The organism is Streptomyces sp. XY006, from assembly GCF_002237655.1.
GTDB classification, from domain to species: Bacteria; Actinomycetota; Actinomycetes; order Streptomycetales; family Streptomycetaceae; genus Streptomyces; species Streptomyces levis.
Genome location: NZ_NOKT01000016.1, coordinates 85,493 through 102,342 on the forward strand (window position 1 = coordinate 85,493; position 16,850 = coordinate 102,342).

Sequence of the window (16,850 nt, forward strand, 5' to 3'; positions counted from 1 at the left end):
ACCCTATGGGGTGCGCGCGCCCCTGGGGACACACCGGTCCGCCGCGTCACACGACCCTGTAGGAGCCGAAGATGTGCAGCGCCGTCTCGATCCGCGCCCGCGTGAGGTCGTCCGGGGCCCCGGTGAGGCGGACGAAGACGACGTACGAGTCGGGGTCGTCCGCCACGAACAGGGTCAGCGGTACGCGGCCCGCCAGCGGGTAGTCGTACCAGCCGCCGGGCTCCTCCACGTCCGTGCCGGGCAGGGCGTTGCCGACGGCCTGCCAGTCCAAGTCGTCGAAGTCGTAGCCGCAGATCTCCGCGACGGACTCGCAGAACGGCCGCAGGCTCTCCTCGTAGATCCAGCCTCCGCCGAAGCTCTCCACGGCCACCGCCGGCTCACCCATCGGCCGGGGCCACGCCGATCGGGCAGGAGACACCGGTGCCGCCGATGCCGCAGTAACCGGCCGGGTTCTTGTCGAGGTACTGCTGGTGGTACGCCTCGGCCGGGTAGAAGGGGCGGCCCTCGGCCGGGACGATCTCCGTGGTGACCGTTCCGTGGCCGGAGGACGTCAGGACCCGCTGGTAGGCGGCGCGGGAGGCCTTGGCGGTGGCCTCCTGCCCGGGGCCGTGCGTGTAGACCGCCGAGCGGTACTGCGTGCCCACGTCGTTGCCCTGGCGGAAGCCCTGCGTGGGGTCGTGGGACTCCCAGAACGTCTTCAGCAGGCGCTCGTACGAGATCACAGCCGGGTCGTACACCACCCGCACGACCTCCGTGTGGCCGGTCAGGCCCGAGCAGACCTCCTCGTACGTGGGGTGCTCGGTGTGACCGCCCTGGTAGCCGACCAGGGTCGTCCAGACACCGGCCGGGAGCTGCCAGAACACGCGCTCGGCGCCCCAGAAGCAGCCCATGCCGAAGTCGGCGGTCTCCAGGCCGTCGGGGTAGGGGCCGAGCAGCGGGTTGCCGAGGACGGTGTGGCGGTCGGGGACCGTGAAGACCGGCTCGGGGCGGCCGGTCAGGGCCTGCTCGCGGGTCGGCAGCTGGGGCGTGCGGCTGTACAGGAACATGCGGTCTCCAGCGGTCTCCGGTCGCCCCCGGCCCACTCCGGCGGGAGGCGCGCCGCCCGCGCGTGGGCGACGTCGCCTTCAACCCGCCCCGACCTCCCGGAATTCCGGCGCGGATCGGGCCGGAGCGGGGTTCGGTCGGGAGCGGGGCTTCGGCCCGCCCAGGGCTGGGCTCGGTGCGGCGGGCTCGGGTCCGCCCGGGCCGGGCTCAGTGCGGCAGGCTCGCCGGGCTGCCGCCGTTCGCCTCGTAGCCGGCCACCGCCAGCGCCCGGTACACCGCGAACTCCGCGGCCGGGTCGGCGGACAGAGTCCAGGGCAGGGCGCCCACGTGTCCGTCGATGTGGACCAGCTGGCTCATCGCCTCCGACCAGCGCTCGCCGCGGACCAGGAAGAACACCAGCAGGTGCCGCACGTGCGCGAGCATCGGGTCGTCCGGGCGGGCCGAGTGCACCGCGTGCAGCGCGCCGTGCACCGCCTTCGTGACCACCTCGGTCTGCCAGAAGCCGCTGACCAGCGTCACCTCGGGGAGGTGCTCGAACACCGCGAACAGGGGCATCGCCGCCAGCAGGGAGCCCTGCGGGGCCCGGGCCGCCGCCGCCTCCGCGAACGAGTACGCGAGATCACGCGAGCCGTGCCACTTCTCGCACCAGTAGTGCAGCGCGGCCAGGTGCGCTCCCATGTGGTTCGGCGCGCGGTCCAGGATCTTCAGCCAGAGCTGCTCGAAGTCCTTCTGCGAGTAGCCGAGGCCGCGGGCCACCGACAGCTCCACGATGTACGGGATCGGGTCCCCGGGGGCCAGCAGCGCCGCGTCACCGCACGCCGCCTTGGCCTCCTCCATGATGATCCGGAACTCGTCCGTGCCGGGCGACGCCGTCCGCCACGCCTGCTGCACCAGGAACTCGGCGTGCACCGCCGCGCCGCCCGCGTCCTTCGGCGCCTCCGCCCGCCACACCCGCAGCCACTGCCCGCCCGGCGACTCGCCCACCCCGCCGGGCCGCTGCGCGAGCTCCAGCGAGGCCGCGCCCGCGAAGGCCTGCACGCGCTGCCAGCGGCGCTCGCCCTCCGTCTCCGTACCCGCGAGGAGCTGCTGGGCCGCGCGGTAGTCCTGCGTGCGCTGCACCACGTCCAGGACGTCCAGCAGGTCCTGGTCGGGGCCGGGCATGCGGATGTCGAGCTCCTCCTCGCGGACGAAGCCGTAGTTCGCCGGGTCCGCGGCGTCCGGGTGGTCCGGCGAGACCAGCCCGACCGCACCGCGCCCGCGCCGCAGGAAGGGAAGCAGCACGAAGCCCAGCATGACCGCTGCGATCAGGACCCAGAGAATCTCCATGCAACAAGCGAACCAGACCGCGCCGACAATTGGCCAACCTGGTCCGCGAACCTGTGGAAAACCCGGCCCGGCGGCTCCCGCGCCCTGGGGAGAACCCCGGCCCGGGCGCGGCCCGCCTCCTGCTCCGGCACGTCTGGCTTCGGCGCACTACCCTCGGTGCCCATGAGCGACAGGCACATCAGTCAGCACTTCGAGACGCTCGCGATCCACGCGGGCAACACCGCCGACCCCCTGACGGGCGCGGTCGTCCCGCCGATCTACCAGGTGTCCACCTACAAGCAGGACGGCGTCGGCGGCCTGCGCGGCGGCTACGAGTACAGCCGCAGCGCCAATCCCACCAGGACCGCGCTGGAGGAGAACCTCGCCGCCCTGGAGGGCGGCCGCCGCGGTCTCGCGTTCGCGTCCGGGCTGGCGGCCGAGGACTGCCTGCTGCGCACGCTGCTCGCCCCCGGCGACCACGTGGTCATCCCCAACGACGCCTACGGCGGCACGTTCCGCCTGTTCGCCAAGGTCGTCGCCCGCTGGGGCGTGGAGTGGTCGGTGGCCGACACGAGCGACCCGGCCGCCGTGCGCGCCGCCCTCACCCCGAAGACCAAGGTCGTGTGGGTGGAGACCCCCTCCAACCCGCTCCTCGGCATCACCGACATCGCCGCCGTCGCCCAGGTCGCCCGGGACGCGGGTGCGAAGCTCGTCGTCGACAACACCTTCGCCACGCCGTACCTGCAGCAGCCGCTGTCCCTCGGCGCGGACGTCGTGGTGCACTCCCTGACCAAGTACATGGGCGGCCACTCGGACGTCGTCGGCGGCGCCCTGATCGTCAGCGACCCCGGGCTCGGCGAGGAACTGGCCTTCCACCAGAACGCGATGGGCGCCGTCGCCGGTCCCTTCGACTCCTGGCTGGTGCTGCGCGGCACCAAGACGCTCGCGGTACGGATGGACCGGCACAGCGAGAACGCCGCCAAGGTCGCCGACATGCTCACCCGCCACGCGCGCGTGACGAGCGTGCTCTACCCGGGCCTGCCGGAGCACCCCGGCCACGAGGTCGCCGCCAAGCAGATGAAGTCCTTCGGCGGCATGATCTCCTTCCGCGTCGAGGGCGGGGAGGAGGCGGCCGTCGAGGTCTGCAACCGGGCCAAGGTCTTCACGCTGGGCGAGTCCCTGGGCGGTGTCGAGTCGCTGATCGAGCACCCGGGGCGGATGACCCACGCGTCCGTGGCCGGCTCGCTCCTGGAGGTCCCCGGCGACCTGGTGCGGCTGTCCGTCGGCATCGAGAACGCCGACGACCTGCTGGAGGACCTGCAGCAGGCGCTCGGCTAGCCGGACGCCGGCCGGATCACCAGCCGGTCAGGGGTGGGGTCGTGTGCGACGGCGGCTCCACCCACGGGCGGGCCGTCAGCGCCCACACCGTGAACGCCACGGCCGCCGCGCACAGCAGCAGCCACAGCGCGCGGCGGGCGAGCGCCCGGCGCCGCAGCATGCGGGTGCCCCGGCGCACCGCCTCCGGGTGGATCTCGGGCGGCAGGGGCCGCTGCGCCTGCTCCAGGAGCCGCCGCACGGTCGCCTCGCGATCGCTCCCCCTCACGTCCGCCTCCACTCACCGTGCGGGCCGCCGCCCCGGGCGCTTCGTCCGGGTGGCCGTCCGGCCGCTCGTCCGGCAGGTCGCCTCATGACGGCACCGCCTTCGCGGTCCGGACGGCCGGGGCCGGGCCCCGCGGGCGGCGCAGCAGCGTGGTCGTCGCCCGGTGACAGATGGCCCTCACCCGTTCGGGGGACAGGCCGAGCAGGGCAGCGGCCTGCTCCTCGGCGACCCCCTCGTACAGCCTGAGCACGACGATCAGCCGCTCCTGCGGGGTGAGCGCGGCCAGGGGGCTCGCGGGGTGCGGGCGGGAGCGGACGAGTCCGCCGTGCTGGTGCCAGGCGCCGCGCGCGAAGCGGGTGGCGAGTTCCTGGCGGGTGCGGTCGTAGGGGTCCTCGCCGCGCAGCCCGTCCCAGCGCGCGTACGTGTGGGCCAGTGACAGCGTCAGCAGGCGTCGCGCCCGCGGGTTGTCGTCCGGGTCCTCGGCGGTGAGCAGGGTGGCGGCGTGCAGCAGCCGCCCGGCCGCGCCCGCGACGAACGCCTCGAACTCCCGGGCGCGACGGGCTGCCCGGTACGCATGCCGCTCCCGCACCTCGCCTCCCGCCCCACGGCGCCCCTGAGGACCGGACCCCGGCCGCACACGGCGGGGCCCGCTCTCATATCAGGCCAGAGGCCCCCCACCGGTCAAGAGCCGCGCACGACCCACCACACACGCCCACGGCACAGCGGGCCCCGGCGCCGCGACCCCGGGCCGCAGGGAAGTGACTCCGGGCGCGGGGCCGTGGCTGCGCGCCGCAGGGCAGCGGGGGCCGTGCGGGGGCGCGGTCCGGGGAGGGGGAGGGGAGGTGCCTGTCGGGCGGCGGTGTCGGCGTCCGCCTCCGTGCGGCCTGTGCGGGCGTGCCCGCCGTCCCCTCGGCCGGGCCGGGGGTGTGGTCAGGAGTCGGGCTGGGCCTCCGGTCCGGGTACCCCCTGGGCCGACATGCGGGACGACAGCGCGGTGTTGAAGCGCGTCAGGAGGGAGCAGAACGCCTCGCGCTCCTCCGGCTTCCAGTCCTGGGTGAGCTCGGCCATCAACTGCCGCCGGGACGAGCGCACTTCCTCCAGCCGGGACTGCCCGCGCGGGGACAGCTGGAGCACCACCGCCCGTCCGTCCTCGGGGTGGGAGGTGCGCTTGACCAGGCCGGTGTCGACGAGCGGGGCCACCTGCCGGGTGACCGTCGACGAGTCGATCCCCATGCTCGCCGCGAGCGCCTTGACGCCCATCGGCCCTTCCTTGTCGAGCCGGTTGAGCAGCAGGTACGCGGCGCGGTCCATCGAGTTGCGCACCTGCCCCACCCCGCCGAGCCGGGTCTGTTCCGCACGACGGGCGAACAACGCCACCTCGTGCTGCAGCGTGTCGAGGAGACCGGTGTCACCGACGGTCGTCATGTCCATCGACATTTCAGGTGTTGTGGGCATGGCCGGGGGCTCACTTCGTGGAGGGCTGGCAGATTGGGGGACAGGGTACGCGGCCGGAAGGTGGGTCGTACCGGCGCTGCGCAAAGCGGGTCTCGGAGGTTGGTCACAACGGCCGTTCCCGCCCGTGAACTGCGATGCTGGAGTCATGAGCTACAGCACCGGTGACTCCTTTCGGACCGTCACCCTCGACGACGTTCGCGGCGCCCGGAAGATGCTGTCGGGTGTGGCGCGGGTGACCGCGATGGAGACCAGCAGGCACCTGTCCCGCACGGTGGGCTCGCCCGTCCACCTCAAGTGCGAGAACCTCCAGCGCACGGGCTCGTTCAAGCTGCGCGGCGCGTACGTGCGGATCGCCGGTCTGCTGCCCGAGGAGCGCGCCGCCGGTGTCGTCGCCGCGAGCGCCGGCAACCACGCCCAGGGCGTCGCCCTCGCCTCCTCCCTGCTCGGCGTGCGCTCCACGGTGTTCATGCCCAAGGGCGCCCCGCTGCCCAAGGTCAGCGCCACCCGCGAGTACGGGGCCGAGGTGCGGCTGCACGGCCAGGTCGTCGACGAGACGCTGGCCGCGGCGCAGGAGTACGCGGCCGGGACGGGCGCGGTGTTCATCCACCCCTTCGACCACCCGGACATCATCGCGGGCCAGGGCACGGTGGGCCTGGAGATCCTGGAGCAGTGCCCCGAGGCGCGCACGATCGTGGTCGGCATCGGCGGCGGCGGTCTCGCCGCCGGGATCGCGGTGGCGGTGAAGGCCCTGCGGCCCGACGTCCGGATCGTCGGCGTCCAGGCGGCCGGCGCCGCCGCCTATCCGCCCTCGCTCGCGGCGGGACGGCCGGTCACGGTCGACAACCCGGCGACCATGGCCGACGGCATCAAGGTCGGGCGCCCGGGGGACGTGCCGTTCGACATCATCGGCGAGCTGGTCGACGAGGTGCGCACGGTCAGCGAGGACGAGCTGTCCGCCGCGCTGCTGCTGTGCCTGGAGCGGGCCAAGCTGGTCGTGGAGCCGGCCGGGGCGAGCCCCGTCGCCGCGCTGCTGAGCGAGCCGGGCGCCTTCGAGGGCCCGGTCGTCGCGGTGCTCTCCGGCGGCAACGTCGACCCGGTGCTGATGGAGCGCGTGCTGCGGCACGGCATGGCCGCGCAGGGCCGCTACCTGGCCGTCCGGCTGCGGCTGACGGACCGGCCCGGTGCTCTCGCCACACTTCTGGGCGTGTTGTCAGTGGTCGACGCTAACGTCCTCGACGTGAGTCATGTGCGAACCGACCCGCGGCTCGGGCTCACGGAGGCGGAGGTCGAGCTCCACCTGGAGACGAAGGGCCCGGCGCACTGCGCCGAGCTGGGCCAGGCGCTGCGCGAGGCGGGCTACACGGTCATCGACTGACCGCGCGTCCCGGCCGGCTCCCCGGCGGCCCGGTTCAAGATCGCCCTCGTCCCCCGTACCGCATGCGGAGAAAGTCATTGAGAGACGCGATACATCGCGTTATGGTGTGTCCGTGAGAAGCCTCACCGGGCATCTGTCCGGCCATCCCCGAAGACGTGGAGATTTGTATGCCAGGCGCCATTTACGCCGAGGGTCTGGTCAAGACCTTCGGTGACGTCAGGGCCTTGGACGGCGTCGACCTCGACGTGCCCGAGGGCACGGTCCTCGGCCTGCTCGGGCCGAACGGCGCGGGCAAGACGACCACCGTCCGCTGCCTGACCACCCTGCTGCGGCCCGACAGCGGTCGGGCCGTCGTCGCGGGCATGGACGTGCTGAAGCAACCCGAGGCGGTCCGCCGGTCCATCGGCCTGTCCGGCCAGTTCGCGGCGGTCGACGAATACCTGACCGGCCGGGAGAACCTGCAGATGGTCGGGCAGCTCTACCAGATGAAGTCCAAGGCGGCGAAGGAGCGCGCGGCCGAGCTGCTGGAGCAGTTCCACCTCACGGACGCCGCCGACCGCCCCGCCAAGACCTACTCGGGCGGCATGCGCCGCCGCCTCGACCTCGCCGCGGCCCTCGTCGTCTCGCCGCCCGTGATGTTCATGGACGAGCCGACCACCGGCCTCGACCCGCGCAACCGCCAGCAGCTGTGGGAGGTCATCAAGCAGCTCGTCTCCGGGGGCACGACACTGCTGCTGACCACGCAGTACCTGGAGGAGGCCGACCACCTGGCGCACGACATCGCGGTGGTCGACCAGGGCAAGGTCATCGCCCAGGGCACCTCCGACCAGCTCAAGGCCCGCACCGGCGGCGAGCGCGTCGAGGTCGTCGTCCACGAGCGCGAGCACATCCCCACCGCCGCCGAGGTCCTCACCGGCTTCGCCAAGGGCGAGGTCACGGTCGAGGACCACATGCGCAAGCTCACGGCCCCGGTGACCGGCGGCGCCAAGCTCCTGGCCGAGGTCATCCGCGAGCTGGACACACGCGGCATCGAGATCGACGACATCGGCCTGCGCCGGCCGACCCTCGACGACGTCTTCCTCTCCCTGACGGGACACGTCGCCGAGGCCAAGGACGACGAGAGCGACAAGGAGGCCGACCGGTGAGCGCCCTCAGCGATTCCGCGGTCATCGCCCGCAGGAACCTGATCCGCATGGGCCGGATCCCCGAGATGATCATCTTCGGGCTGTTCCAGCCGATCATGTTCGTGGTGCTGTTCACCTACGTGTTCGGCGGCTCGATCCAGGTCGGCTCGTCCAACTCGACGCAGGCCTATCGCGAGTTCCTGATGGCCGGCATCTTCGCCCAGACCGTCACGTTCGCCACCGCGGGCGCGGGTGCGGGCATCGCCGACGACATGCACAAGGGCCTCATCGACCGGTTCCGCTCGCTGCCGATGGCGCGTGGCGCGGTGCTGACCGGCCGGACCATCGCCGACCTGGTGCAGACGGCGCTCACCCTCGTGGTCCTGGCCATCGTGGCGGTGATCGTCGGCTGGCGTACGCACGAGAACTTCGGCAAGGTGCTCGCCGGCTTCGGTCTGCTGCTGCTCTTCGGCTACGCGTTCTCGTGGATCGGCGCGCTCATCGGCCTGTCCGTGCGCACCCCCGAAGCGGCGACCTCGGGCGGTCTGATCTGGCTCTTCCCGCTGACCTTCATCTCGAACGCGTTCGTGGACGCGAACCTGATGCCCTCGTTCCTGCGGCACATCGCGGAGTGGAACCCGTTCAGCGCGGTGGTGCAGGCCTGCCGGGAGCTGTTCGGCAACCTCCCGCCGGGCTTCAAGACGCCCGACGCCTGGCCCATGCAGCACCCCGTGTGGGCCTCGCTGATCTGGTCGGTCGTGATCATCGCGGTCTTCCGGACGCTGGCGGTCCGCAAGTACCGCCGGGCCACCGGCTGACGGCTCCGGATCCGGCCGGGTCTCCGGCTCGGTCGGCGGGAGCCGGTGTGACCGGCGGCGGCAAGTCGATGCCCCCGGTGCCCGAGGGCTGCCGGGGGCGGGTCCGGGTCCGGACGGTGGCGGCTCAGCCCTCGTACGGCTCGGCCTTCAGGATCTTCACCGAGGCCTTCTTGCCGTTCGGCAGCTCGTACTGCGCGTCCTCGCCGACCTTGTGGCCGATCACGCCGCTGCCCAGCGGGGACTGCGGCGAGTACGTCTCGATGTCGGAGCTCGCGTACTCGCGCGAGGCGAGCAGGAACGTCAGCGTGTCGTCCTCGTCGCCGTCGAACGCGATCGTGACGACCATGCCGGGCGCCACGGCGCCGTCCGCCGCGGGCGCCTCTCCGACCTTGGCGCTTTCGAGGAGCTGGGTGAGCTGGCGCACGCGCAGTTCCTGCTTGCCCTGCTCCTCCTTGGCCGCGTGGTACCCGCCGTTCTCCCGCAGGTCGCCCTCCTCGCGCGCGGCGGCGATCTTCGCGGAGATCTCCGCCCGCGCGGGACCAGTAAGGTACTCAAGCTCAGCCTTGAGCTTGTTGTACGCCTCCTGGGTCAGCCAGGTGACGTTCTCGCTGGTCTGGGTCACAGGTGCTCCTCGTAGGTACTGGGAATACAAAGCATCGCCCTACCCAGAAGAATGTTCCTTCACGGATGGGCGAAACCACGAGCCTAACAATTCAGGGGCCGCAGGGGGAGGACATAAGCCACCAGATTCACGTCAACGCAGCTCAGAGGCTACGTATTGCGGGTGACGCGCGGCCGTCTCAGGCGGCGTGGCAGCCCAGCAGCTCGGCGGTCGTCCCCGGGGCGGTCGTACGGAGCGTGACGACCTGGTCGATGCGGGTGTCGTCCCCGTCGAAGCGGAAGTCGGCCCGGCCCACCTCGGCCCCGTCCTCGGCCTGCGAGCGCACGGTGCAGTAGCCCTCGGTGCCGGCGTCCTTGCGGACCTCCAGATGCACCCGCACGGACTCCTTGCCCGGCTCGAAGCTGATCACCTCGGCACTGATCTCGTTCTGCGCGACGTAGTGGTAGCCGAACCAGCCGACGAGCCCCAGCAGCGCCACCGCGAGGAAAGCACCGACGACCTTGAGCTTGCGGTCGGCGCGCTCGTCCGAGGAGCGGCCGTAGCGGCCCTCGGGCGGTCGCGTGCTCGCCGTGGTCATGATCGTCCTCCAGACAGGGCCGGGACGAACGTCCCGAAAGGGGCCCCGGGACCCGGTCCCGGAATTATTCGCCCCCCGATTCGGTCACTATAGAAGCCGCTGATTGCGCCGACGCACACAGGGCGCCGACTTACTGAGGATTGAGTCTTGACTGACCAGTTGCGACTGATGGCCGTTCACGCACACCCCGACGACGAGTCGAGCAAGGGCGCGGCGACCATGGCGAAGTACGTGTCCGAGGGGGTGGACGTGCTGGTCGTGACCTGCACGGGCGGGGAGCGCGGCTCCATCCTCAACCCCAAGCTGCAGGGCGACGCGTACATCGAGGAGCACATCCACGAGGTGCGCAAGAAGGAGATGGACGAGGCCCGGGAGATCCTCGGCATCAAGCAGGAGTGGCTCGGCTTCGTCGACTCGGGCCTGCCCGAGGGCGACCCGCTGCCGCCGCTGCCGGAGGGCTGCTTCGCCCTGGAGGACGTCGACCACGCGGCCGGTGAGCTGGTCCGCAAGATCCGCTCCTTCCGCCCGCAGGTGATCACCACCTACGACGAGAACGGCGGCTACCCGCACCCCGACCACATCATGACCCACAAGATCTCGATGGTGGCGTTCGAGGGCGCGGCGGACACCGAGAAGTACCCGGAGGCCGAGTACGGCCCCGCCTACCAGCCGCAGAAGCTCTACTACAACCAGGGCTTCAACCGCCCGCGCACCGAGGCCCTGCACCAGGCGATGCTCGACCGCGGCCTGGAGTCCCCCTACGGGGAATGGCTCAAGCGCTGGGAGGAGTCCGGGATGAAGCAGCGCACGCTGACCACGCACATCCCGTGCGCCGAGTTCTTCGAGATCCGCGACAAGGCGCTGATCGCGCACGCCACCCAGATCGACCCCGACGGCGGCTGGTTCAAGGTCCCGATGGAGATCCAGAAGGAGGTCTGGCCGACGGAGGAGTACGAGCTGGCGAAGTCCCTCGTCGATACCTCCCTCCCCGAGGACGACCTCTTTGCGGGCATCCGCGACAATGCCTGACATGAGCGCAAGCGCAAGCCTGGCAATGACGCACCTCGTCTCCTTCGCCAAGGAGATCGACGAGGACAAGGTCACCCCCGGCGTCCTCGGCTTCATCGTCTTCGCGGTGATGGCGGCGGCGGTGTGGGCCCTGATGAAGTCGATGAACCGGCACATGAGCAGGGTCGACTTCACACAGGTCCCGGACCCGAGGGCCGAGGACGGCGAGCAGACCGGCACGGACGCGGCCCCCGCGGACGCCGAGGCCTCCTCCGCCCCATCCGGCCAGGCGAAGAAGCAGGACTGACGTCCCCGCCCCGAGGGGCGGCACACACCCGTCGGCGAGGTCACACCGCCGGCGGGTGTCCCGGCGTTCCCGGACCGGGGCCCGGGCCTGCGCTTTGGCCGGCCCGGGCCTACGCCTTGGTCTCCACCGCCACCCCCATCACCTCCCGCGCGTGCCGGCTGGGGGTCATGCCCAGCCTCCAGGCCTGCCAGCCCGCCTCCAGGCTCACGCCCCGCTCCAGCAGCAGCGCCCAGGCGTCGGCGAAGTCGTCGAGCTTCTCGTCGCGCAGGGGGTGGGCGGCGCGGGACAGCTCGGCCAGTTCCTGCTGGGCGACCGCCGTGCCGACCTCCACGCCGCCGGGGGCCGCGTAGGGCAGGAGGGTGCAGCGCAGGAAGCGGGCCCAGTCCTCGCCGCGGCGGTCGCCGTAGGACGCGAACAGGGCCACCGCCTCCTCGCACAGGGCCAGGGCCTGCTGGGTGCGGGCGTTGCCCGCGTCCACGACCGCCAGCTCCAGGCACGTCCACGCCTCGCCGTGGGCGACGCCGATGCGCTGGAAGTCGGCGCGGGCGTCGACCAGGAGCTGGCGGGCAAAACCGGAGTTGCGCAGGGAACCGGTCCGGGCCGCACGCTGGTCGCGGGTGACACGGGCCGAGTGGTGGCGGGCGCAGGCCAGGCCGTAGACGTCCCGCATACGGGAGAACATCGTGCGAGCCCGTTCCAGTTCGCGGACCGCCTGGTCCAGATCGCCCGTCTCCTCCAGGGCCTGGCCCAGGTAGTACAGCGTCCAGGCCTCACCGCGCGCGTCCTCGTTGTCCCGGTGCCGGGCGGCCGCGCCGCGCAGCTCCTCCACGGCCGGGGACGCCTCGCCGGCCACCAGCAGGGCCCGGGCCAGCTGGGTCAGCGCCCAGGCCTCGCCGCGGGCGTCGCGGGTACGGCCGTACAGCTCCAGGGCCGCGCGCAGCTCGGCCTCGGCGCGCGGGACGTCGCCCCGGCGCAGGCCCAGCTGGCCGAGCTGGAAGTGCGCCCAGGCCTGGCCGTGCACGGACTCGCCCGCGCGGTGCAGGACCAGGGACTCGGTCAGCAGCTCCAGCGCCTCGCCGAGCCGGGCCCGGTCCCGCTCCACCGCCGCGAGGGCGTGCATCGTCCACGCCCGGTCGGTCGCCAGCTCGGGGGAGGACTGCAGCGCCAGGGCCTCGCGCAGCTTCGCCGAGGCCTCCGTGAGGTTGCCCTGGTGGTGCAGGGTGATGCCGAGGGAGCACAGGGCGCGGGCCGCCCCGGCGTCGTGATGGGCCTCCCGGTAGAGGTCGACCACCGAGGCGAGGGTCGTCCGGGCCTTGTCCAGCTCGCCCAGCTGCCGGGCCGCGATGCCGGTGCGCCACTGCACCGAGCGGACCAGCAGGCCCTCGTCCACGGCCTGGGCGAGTTCGCTGATCTCGCCCAGGCGGTAGAGGTCGCCGCGCAGCAGGCAGTAGTCGCACAGGGCGCCCAGCAGGTTCAGCACCGCGGCCTGGTTCACGCCCTCGGCGTGGCGCAGGGCCGCCGTGATGAAGCTCGACTCGTCGTCCAGCCAGCGCAGCGCCTCGTCGAGGGAGGTGAAGCCGTACGGGCTGAAGCGGTTGGTGCGGGTGGACATGTTGCCGTCGACCATGCGCAGCACCGAGTCGGCCAGCTCGGCGTAGTTCACGATCAGCCGTTCCTGGGCCGCCGTGCGCTCGGCCGGGTCCTCCTCGTCCAGCAGGCGGGCCTGGGCGAAGGCGCGGACCAGGTCGTGCAGGCGGTAGCGGTCGCCGCGCACGTGGTCGATCAGGCCGGCGCGGGTCAGGGTCTGGAGGTGGCGGGTGGCCTCCGCCTCGTCCGTGGCGAGCAGCGCGGCGGCCGCCGCGGCGCCGAGCGAGGCCCGGCCGGCCAGGGCCAGCCGGCGCAGCAGCCGCCGTACGGTCTCCGGCTGGTCGGTGTAGCGCAGCCACAGGGCGCGCTCCACCGGCTCGACCGGGCCGTAGGCGTCGAGGTCCGTGGCCAGCGCGCGCGGGGAGCGCGGGCCGAGGCAGGACCCGGCGATGCGCAGCGCCAGCGGCAGCCCGCCGCACAGCCGGCGGACCCGGTCGGCGGACTCGGCGTCGTACGGCCCGGAGCGGTCCTGCGCGGTCGCGTCCAGCAGTTCCTCCGCCCCGGCCGCGTCCAGCGGCTCCACCGCCAGCCGGTGCACCCGCGCGGGCAGGCCGTCCAGGTCCAGCGGGCCGCGGGCGGTCACCAGCACCAGGCTGTCGGAGCGCTCCGGTATCAGGGCGCGGATCTGCCCGGCGTCCGAGGCGTCGTCGAGCACGACCGTGACCGGCAGACCGGTCAGATGCTGGTGGTAGAGCTCGCTCAGCCGCTTGACCTGCTGGTCGGGGGAGGAGCGCTCGCGGAACAGCAGCTGCTCGCGGGGCGCGCCGAGCCGGTTGAGCAGGTGCAGCAGGGCGTCCCGGGTGGACAGCGGGGACTCGCCTGGACTGTCGGCGCGCAGGTCGACGACGCAGGCGCCGCGGAAGTGGTCGCGCAGATCGTGCGTGGCGTGCACCGCGAGGGCCGTGCGGCCGCTGCCGGGGGCGCCGTGCAGGACGACGACGGTGGGCTGCGTGTCCGTGCTCGCGCGGGCGGCCTGGACCCACTGCCGGATCCGCGCCAGCTCCTGCCGCCGCCCCGCGAACGGGCGGGCCGGTTCCGGCAGCTGCGCGAAGGACTGTTCCAGCACGCTGCGTCCGCGCGCCGCGGCGCTCTTGTCGGCGCCCCGCAGCCGCGGCCCGGTCTTCTTCGGCCCCGTGGAGGCGGCCAGCACCCGCTGCTGGTCGAGGAACGGGCGTATGCCCCGCACCTCCAGTGCCGTCAGCCACTGCAGCCGCAGCTGTTCGGGACCGCCGGGCTGGCCGGCGGCCCCGGCGCGGTGGTGTGCGGCCGGCAGGTGCGAGCCGACCACCTTCACGACCGTCGCGGCGGCGCCCGCCACACCCACCGTCACACCGGCGCCCAGGGCCGTACCCGTGCCGGTGCCCAGGGCCATGTCGGCGACCACGGCCGCGACCGCGGCGACCCCGGCCACCAGCAGCGGCGTCCCGGCGCCCTCCCGGGCGTAACGCTGCCCGAAGGTCAGCTGCCCGGCCGCCGCCTCGTCCAGGGCGCGCGTGTAGGCCTCGTACTCCTCGGCCGCGCTCTGCGCCATCGCGTCGAGCGCCCCGCGTGCCCGGGCCAGAAGCACCTTCCCGTCGCTGCGCCCGCCGGAGCGGCGCACCTCCTCCTCCACGGCCCGCGCCAACAGCCGTTCGGCCTCCGCCCGATGACCGTCCCGCATGTCACGTCCCCCTCCGGCGGCGACGGCGGTCCCGGTCGTGCCCGGCCGGTCCCCCCTCGCTGTCTCGGTCGCTTCCTTGGTCAAGTGTGCGGTGGACGGCGCATCGGGGCGAGGGGGCGTGCCCGGCCCGATGATGTGAAGAAAGAGGGCCGTTGGCGTGGGGCGCGCCCGGCGGCCGTGCGGCGGGCGCGGCGCCCGTGCGACGCCTGACGCGTGCCGGGAGGGGTACTGCGGCAGGATGGGAACCATGCCGAACCGACTGGCGCACGAGACGTCCCCCTACCTCCTTCAGCACGCCGACAACCCCGTCGACTGGTGGCCCTGGTCGGCCGAGGCCTTCGAGGAGGCCCGCAAGCGGAACGTGCCCGTGCTGCTCAGCATCGGCTACAGCAGCTGTCACTGGTGTCACGTGATGGCACACGAGTCCTTCGAGGACCAGGAGACCGCCGAGTACCTCAACGCGCACTACGTCAGCGTGAAGGTCGACCGCGAGGAGCGGCCGGACGTCGACGCCGTGTACATGGAGGCAGTGCAGGCGGCGACCGGGCACGGCGGCTGGCCGATGACGGTGTTCCTCACCCCGGACGCCGAGCCGTTCTACTTCGGCACCTACTTCCCGCCCGCCCCCCGCCAGGGCATGCCCTCCTTCCGGCAGGTCCTCCAGGGCGTGCGGCAGGCGTGGGAGGAGCGGCGCGACGAGGTCACCGAGGTCGCCGGGAAGATCGTCCGCGACCTGGCCGGCCGGGAGATCTCCTACGGCGACGCGCAACTGCCCGGCGAGCAGGAGGTGGCGCAGGCGCTGCTCGCGCTCACCCGCGAGTACGACCCGCAGCGCGGCGGATTCGGCGGGGCGCCCAAGTTCCCGCCGTCGATGGTGCTGGAGTTCCTGCTGCGCCACCATGCCCGCACCGGAGCCGAGGGCGCCCTGCAGATGGCGGCCGACACCTGCGAGCGCATGGCCCGCGGCGGCATCTACGACCAGCTCGGCGGCGGTTTCGCCCGCTACTCGGTCGACCGTGACTGGGTCGTGCCGCACTTCGAGAAGATGCTGTACGACAACGCCCTGCTGTGCCGGGTCTACGCCCATCTCTGGCGGGCCACCGGCTCGGAACTCGCCCGCCGGGTGGCCCTGGAGACGGCCGACTTCATGGTGCGCGAACTGCGCACGCACGAGGGCGGGTTCGCCTCCGCGCTGGACGCCGACAGCGACGACGGCACCGGCAAGCACGTCGAGGGCGCGTACTACGTGTGGACGCCCGCGCAGCTGCGGGACGTGCTGGGGGAGCAGGACGCCGAACTCGCCGCCCAGTACTTCGGCGTCACAGAGGAGGGCACGTTCGAGCACGGGCAGTCGGTGCTGCAACTGCCGTTGCAGGACGGTTTGTTCGACGCGGAGAAGATCACCTCGATCCGGGAGCGTCTGCTGGCGGCCCGCTCGCAGCGGCCGGAGCCGGGCCGGGACGACAAGGTCGTCGCCGCCTGGAACGGCCTCGCGATCGCCGCCCTGGCCGAGACGGGCGCCTACTTCGACCGGCCCGACCTCGTGGAGGCCGCCCGGGCCGCCGCCGATCTCCTCGTCCGGCTGCATCTGGACGAGCAGGCCCGCCTGACCCGGACCAGCAAGGACGGTCACGCCGGTGCCAACGCCGGTGTCCTGGAGGACTACGCGGATGTGGCGGAGGGCTTCCTCGCGCTGGCGTCCGTCACCGGGGAGGGCGTCTGGCTGGAGTTCGCCGGGTTCCTGCTCGATCACGTCCTGGTCCGGTTCACCGACCCCGACTCGGGCGCGCTGTTCGACACCGCGGCCGACGCCGAGCGGCTGATCCGCCGCCCGCAGGACCCGACCGACAACGCCGCCCCCTCCGGCTGGACCGCCGCGGCCGGTGCCCTGCTGAGCTATGCCGCGCACACCGGTTCCGCGCCGCACCGCACGGCCGCCGAGCGGGCCCTCGGTGTCGTCAAGGCGCTCGGACCGCGCGTGCCCCGCTTCATCGGCTGGGGGCTGGCCGTCGCGGAGGCCGCGCTGGACGGTCCGCGTGAGGTCGCGATCGTCGGGCCCTCGCTCGACGACGAGGGCACCAGGACCCTGCACCGCACGGCGCTCCTGGGGACCGCGCCGGGCGCCGTCGTCGCCGTCGGCGCCCCGGAGGGGGACGAGTTCCCGCTGCTCAGCGACCGTCCGCTGGTCGGTGGTGAACCGGCGGCCTATGTCTGCCGTAACTTCACATGTGACGCGCCGACAACGGAAGTTGAACGGTTGCGTGCGGTGCTGAGCGACTGAAGTCGGGAATCAACGGAAACACGCTCT

General features: G+C 72.8%; 16 protein-coding genes. 7 read left to right on the plus strand and 9 right to left on the minus strand.

The window, feature by feature from the left end; all coding sequences use genetic code 11:
• Positions 1-46 precede the first annotated feature (46 nt).
• From CHR28_RS19915 to CHR28_RS19925, 3 genes are all read right to left on the minus strand, one after another.
• Positions 47-385 (minus strand): hypothetical protein, encoded by a 339-nt coding sequence (locus CHR28_RS19915; protein ID WP_094055005.1) that lies wholly within the window; start codon positions 383-385, stop codon positions 47-49.
• Entirely contained in the window at positions 378-1,046 is a 669-nt protein-coding gene (gene msrA / locus CHR28_RS19920) for a peptide-methionine (S)-S-oxide reductase MsrA (RefSeq protein ID WP_094055006.1), read from the minus strand. The genes CHR28_RS19915 and msrA overlap by 8 nt, the downstream gene beginning before the upstream one ends.
• Before the next feature lie 205 nt (positions 1,047-1,251).
• Positions 1,252-2,370 (minus strand): hypothetical protein, encoded by a 1,119-nt coding sequence (locus tag CHR28_RS19925; protein ID WP_094055007.1) that lies wholly within the window; start codon positions 2,368-2,370, stop codon positions 1,252-1,254.
• Positions 2,371-2,532: 162 nt separating this feature from the next.
• Between CHR28_RS19925 and CHR28_RS19930 the strand changes: the two genes are divergently transcribed.
• Entirely contained in the window at positions 2,533-3,687 is a 1,155-nt protein-coding gene (locus CHR28_RS19930) for a cystathionine gamma-synthase (protein WP_094055008.1), read from the plus strand.
• A 16-nt stretch (positions 3,688-3,703) separates the two neighbouring features.
• Here the strand turns inward: CHR28_RS19930 and CHR28_RS19935 are convergent, their stop codons facing one another.
• The 3 genes from CHR28_RS19935 to CHR28_RS19945 all read right to left on the minus strand — a co-directional run bounded on the left by CHR28_RS19935 (position 3,704) and on the right by CHR28_RS19945 (position 5,386).
• A complete protein-coding gene (locus tag CHR28_RS19935) occupies positions 3,704-3,952 on the minus strand; it encodes a hypothetical protein (RefSeq protein WP_094055108.1) in 249 nt (82 codons plus the stop codon).
• Between the two features lie 82 nt (positions 3,953-4,034).
• A complete protein-coding gene (locus CHR28_RS19940; RefSeq protein ID WP_094055009.1) occupies positions 4,035-4,538 on the minus strand; it encodes a sigma factor-like helix-turn-helix DNA-binding protein in 504 nt (167 codons plus the stop codon).
• 341 nt (positions 4,539-4,879) lie between these two features.
• Positions 4,880-5,386, minus strand: a complete 507-nt coding sequence (locus CHR28_RS19945; RefSeq protein ID WP_094055010.1) for a MarR family winged helix-turn-helix transcriptional regulator — start codon at positions 5,384-5,386, stop codon at positions 4,880-4,882.
• 163 nt (positions 5,387-5,549) lie between these two features.
• On the opposite strand from CHR28_RS19945, the gene ilvA reads away from it, so the two are divergent.
• The 3 genes from ilvA (at position 5,550) to CHR28_RS19960 (ending at position 8,721) form a co-directional block, all read left to right on the plus strand.
• Positions 5,550-6,779, plus strand: a complete 1,230-nt coding sequence (gene ilvA / locus CHR28_RS19950; RefSeq protein WP_094055011.1) for a threonine ammonia-lyase — start codon at positions 5,550-5,552, stop codon at positions 6,777-6,779.
• Between the two features lie 167 nt (positions 6,780-6,946).
• A complete protein-coding gene (locus CHR28_RS19955; RefSeq protein WP_094055012.1) occupies positions 6,947-7,924 on the plus strand; it encodes an ATP-binding cassette domain-containing protein in 978 nt (325 codons plus the stop codon).
• The gene (locus CHR28_RS19960) at positions 7,921-8,721 is read left to right on the plus strand and encodes an ABC transporter permease (protein WP_094055013.1); all 801 of its coding nucleotides are present in this window, start codon (positions 7,921-7,923) and stop codon (positions 8,719-8,721) included. The genes CHR28_RS19955 and CHR28_RS19960 overlap by 4 nt, the downstream gene beginning before the upstream one ends.
• A 124-nt stretch (positions 8,722-8,845) precedes the next feature.
• On the opposite strand, the gene greA is transcribed toward CHR28_RS19960, so the two are convergent.
• Together greA and CHR28_RS19970 are read right to left on the minus strand one after the other, a co-directional pair.
• Complete coding sequence (gene greA, locus CHR28_RS19965; RefSeq protein WP_094055014.1) at positions 8,846-9,343, minus strand: transcription elongation factor GreA; 498 nt, start codon at positions 9,341-9,343, stop codon at positions 8,846-8,848.
• 178 nt (positions 9,344-9,521) lie between these two features.
• Entirely contained in the window at positions 9,522-9,920 is a 399-nt protein-coding gene (locus tag CHR28_RS19970; protein WP_094055015.1) for a DUF4307 domain-containing protein, read from the minus strand.
• 168 nt (positions 9,921-10,088) lie between these two features.
• On the opposite strand from CHR28_RS19970, the gene mca reads away from it, so the two are divergent.
• Positions 10,089-10,949 carry a mycothiol conjugate amidase Mca gene (mca, locus tag CHR28_RS19975; protein ID WP_179272501.1) on the plus strand — a complete coding sequence of 287 codons (861 nt, stop codon included), beginning with the start codon at positions 10,089-10,091 and terminating at the stop codon, positions 10,947-10,949.
• Positions 10,942-11,235, plus strand: a complete 294-nt coding sequence (locus CHR28_RS19980; RefSeq protein WP_094055017.1) for a hypothetical protein — start codon at positions 10,942-10,944, stop codon at positions 11,233-11,235. Before mca ends, CHR28_RS19980 begins: the two co-directional genes overlap by 8 nt.
• A gap of 109 nt (positions 11,236-11,344) precedes the next feature.
• On the opposite strand, the gene CHR28_RS19985 is transcribed toward CHR28_RS19980, so the two are convergent.
• Positions 11,345-14,542 carry a tetratricopeptide repeat protein gene (locus tag CHR28_RS19985; RefSeq protein WP_094055018.1) on the minus strand — a complete coding sequence of 1,066 codons (3,198 nt, stop codon included), beginning with the start codon at positions 14,540-14,542 and terminating at the stop codon, positions 11,345-11,347.
• 247 nt (positions 14,543-14,789) lie between these two features.
• On the opposite strand from CHR28_RS19985, the gene CHR28_RS19990 reads away from it, so the two are divergent.
• Positions 14,790-16,823 carry a thioredoxin domain-containing protein gene (locus CHR28_RS19990; protein ID WP_094055019.1) on the plus strand — a complete coding sequence of 678 codons (2,034 nt, stop codon included), beginning with the start codon at positions 14,790-14,792 and terminating at the stop codon, positions 16,821-16,823.
• Positions 16,824-16,850: the final 27 nt, after the last annotated feature.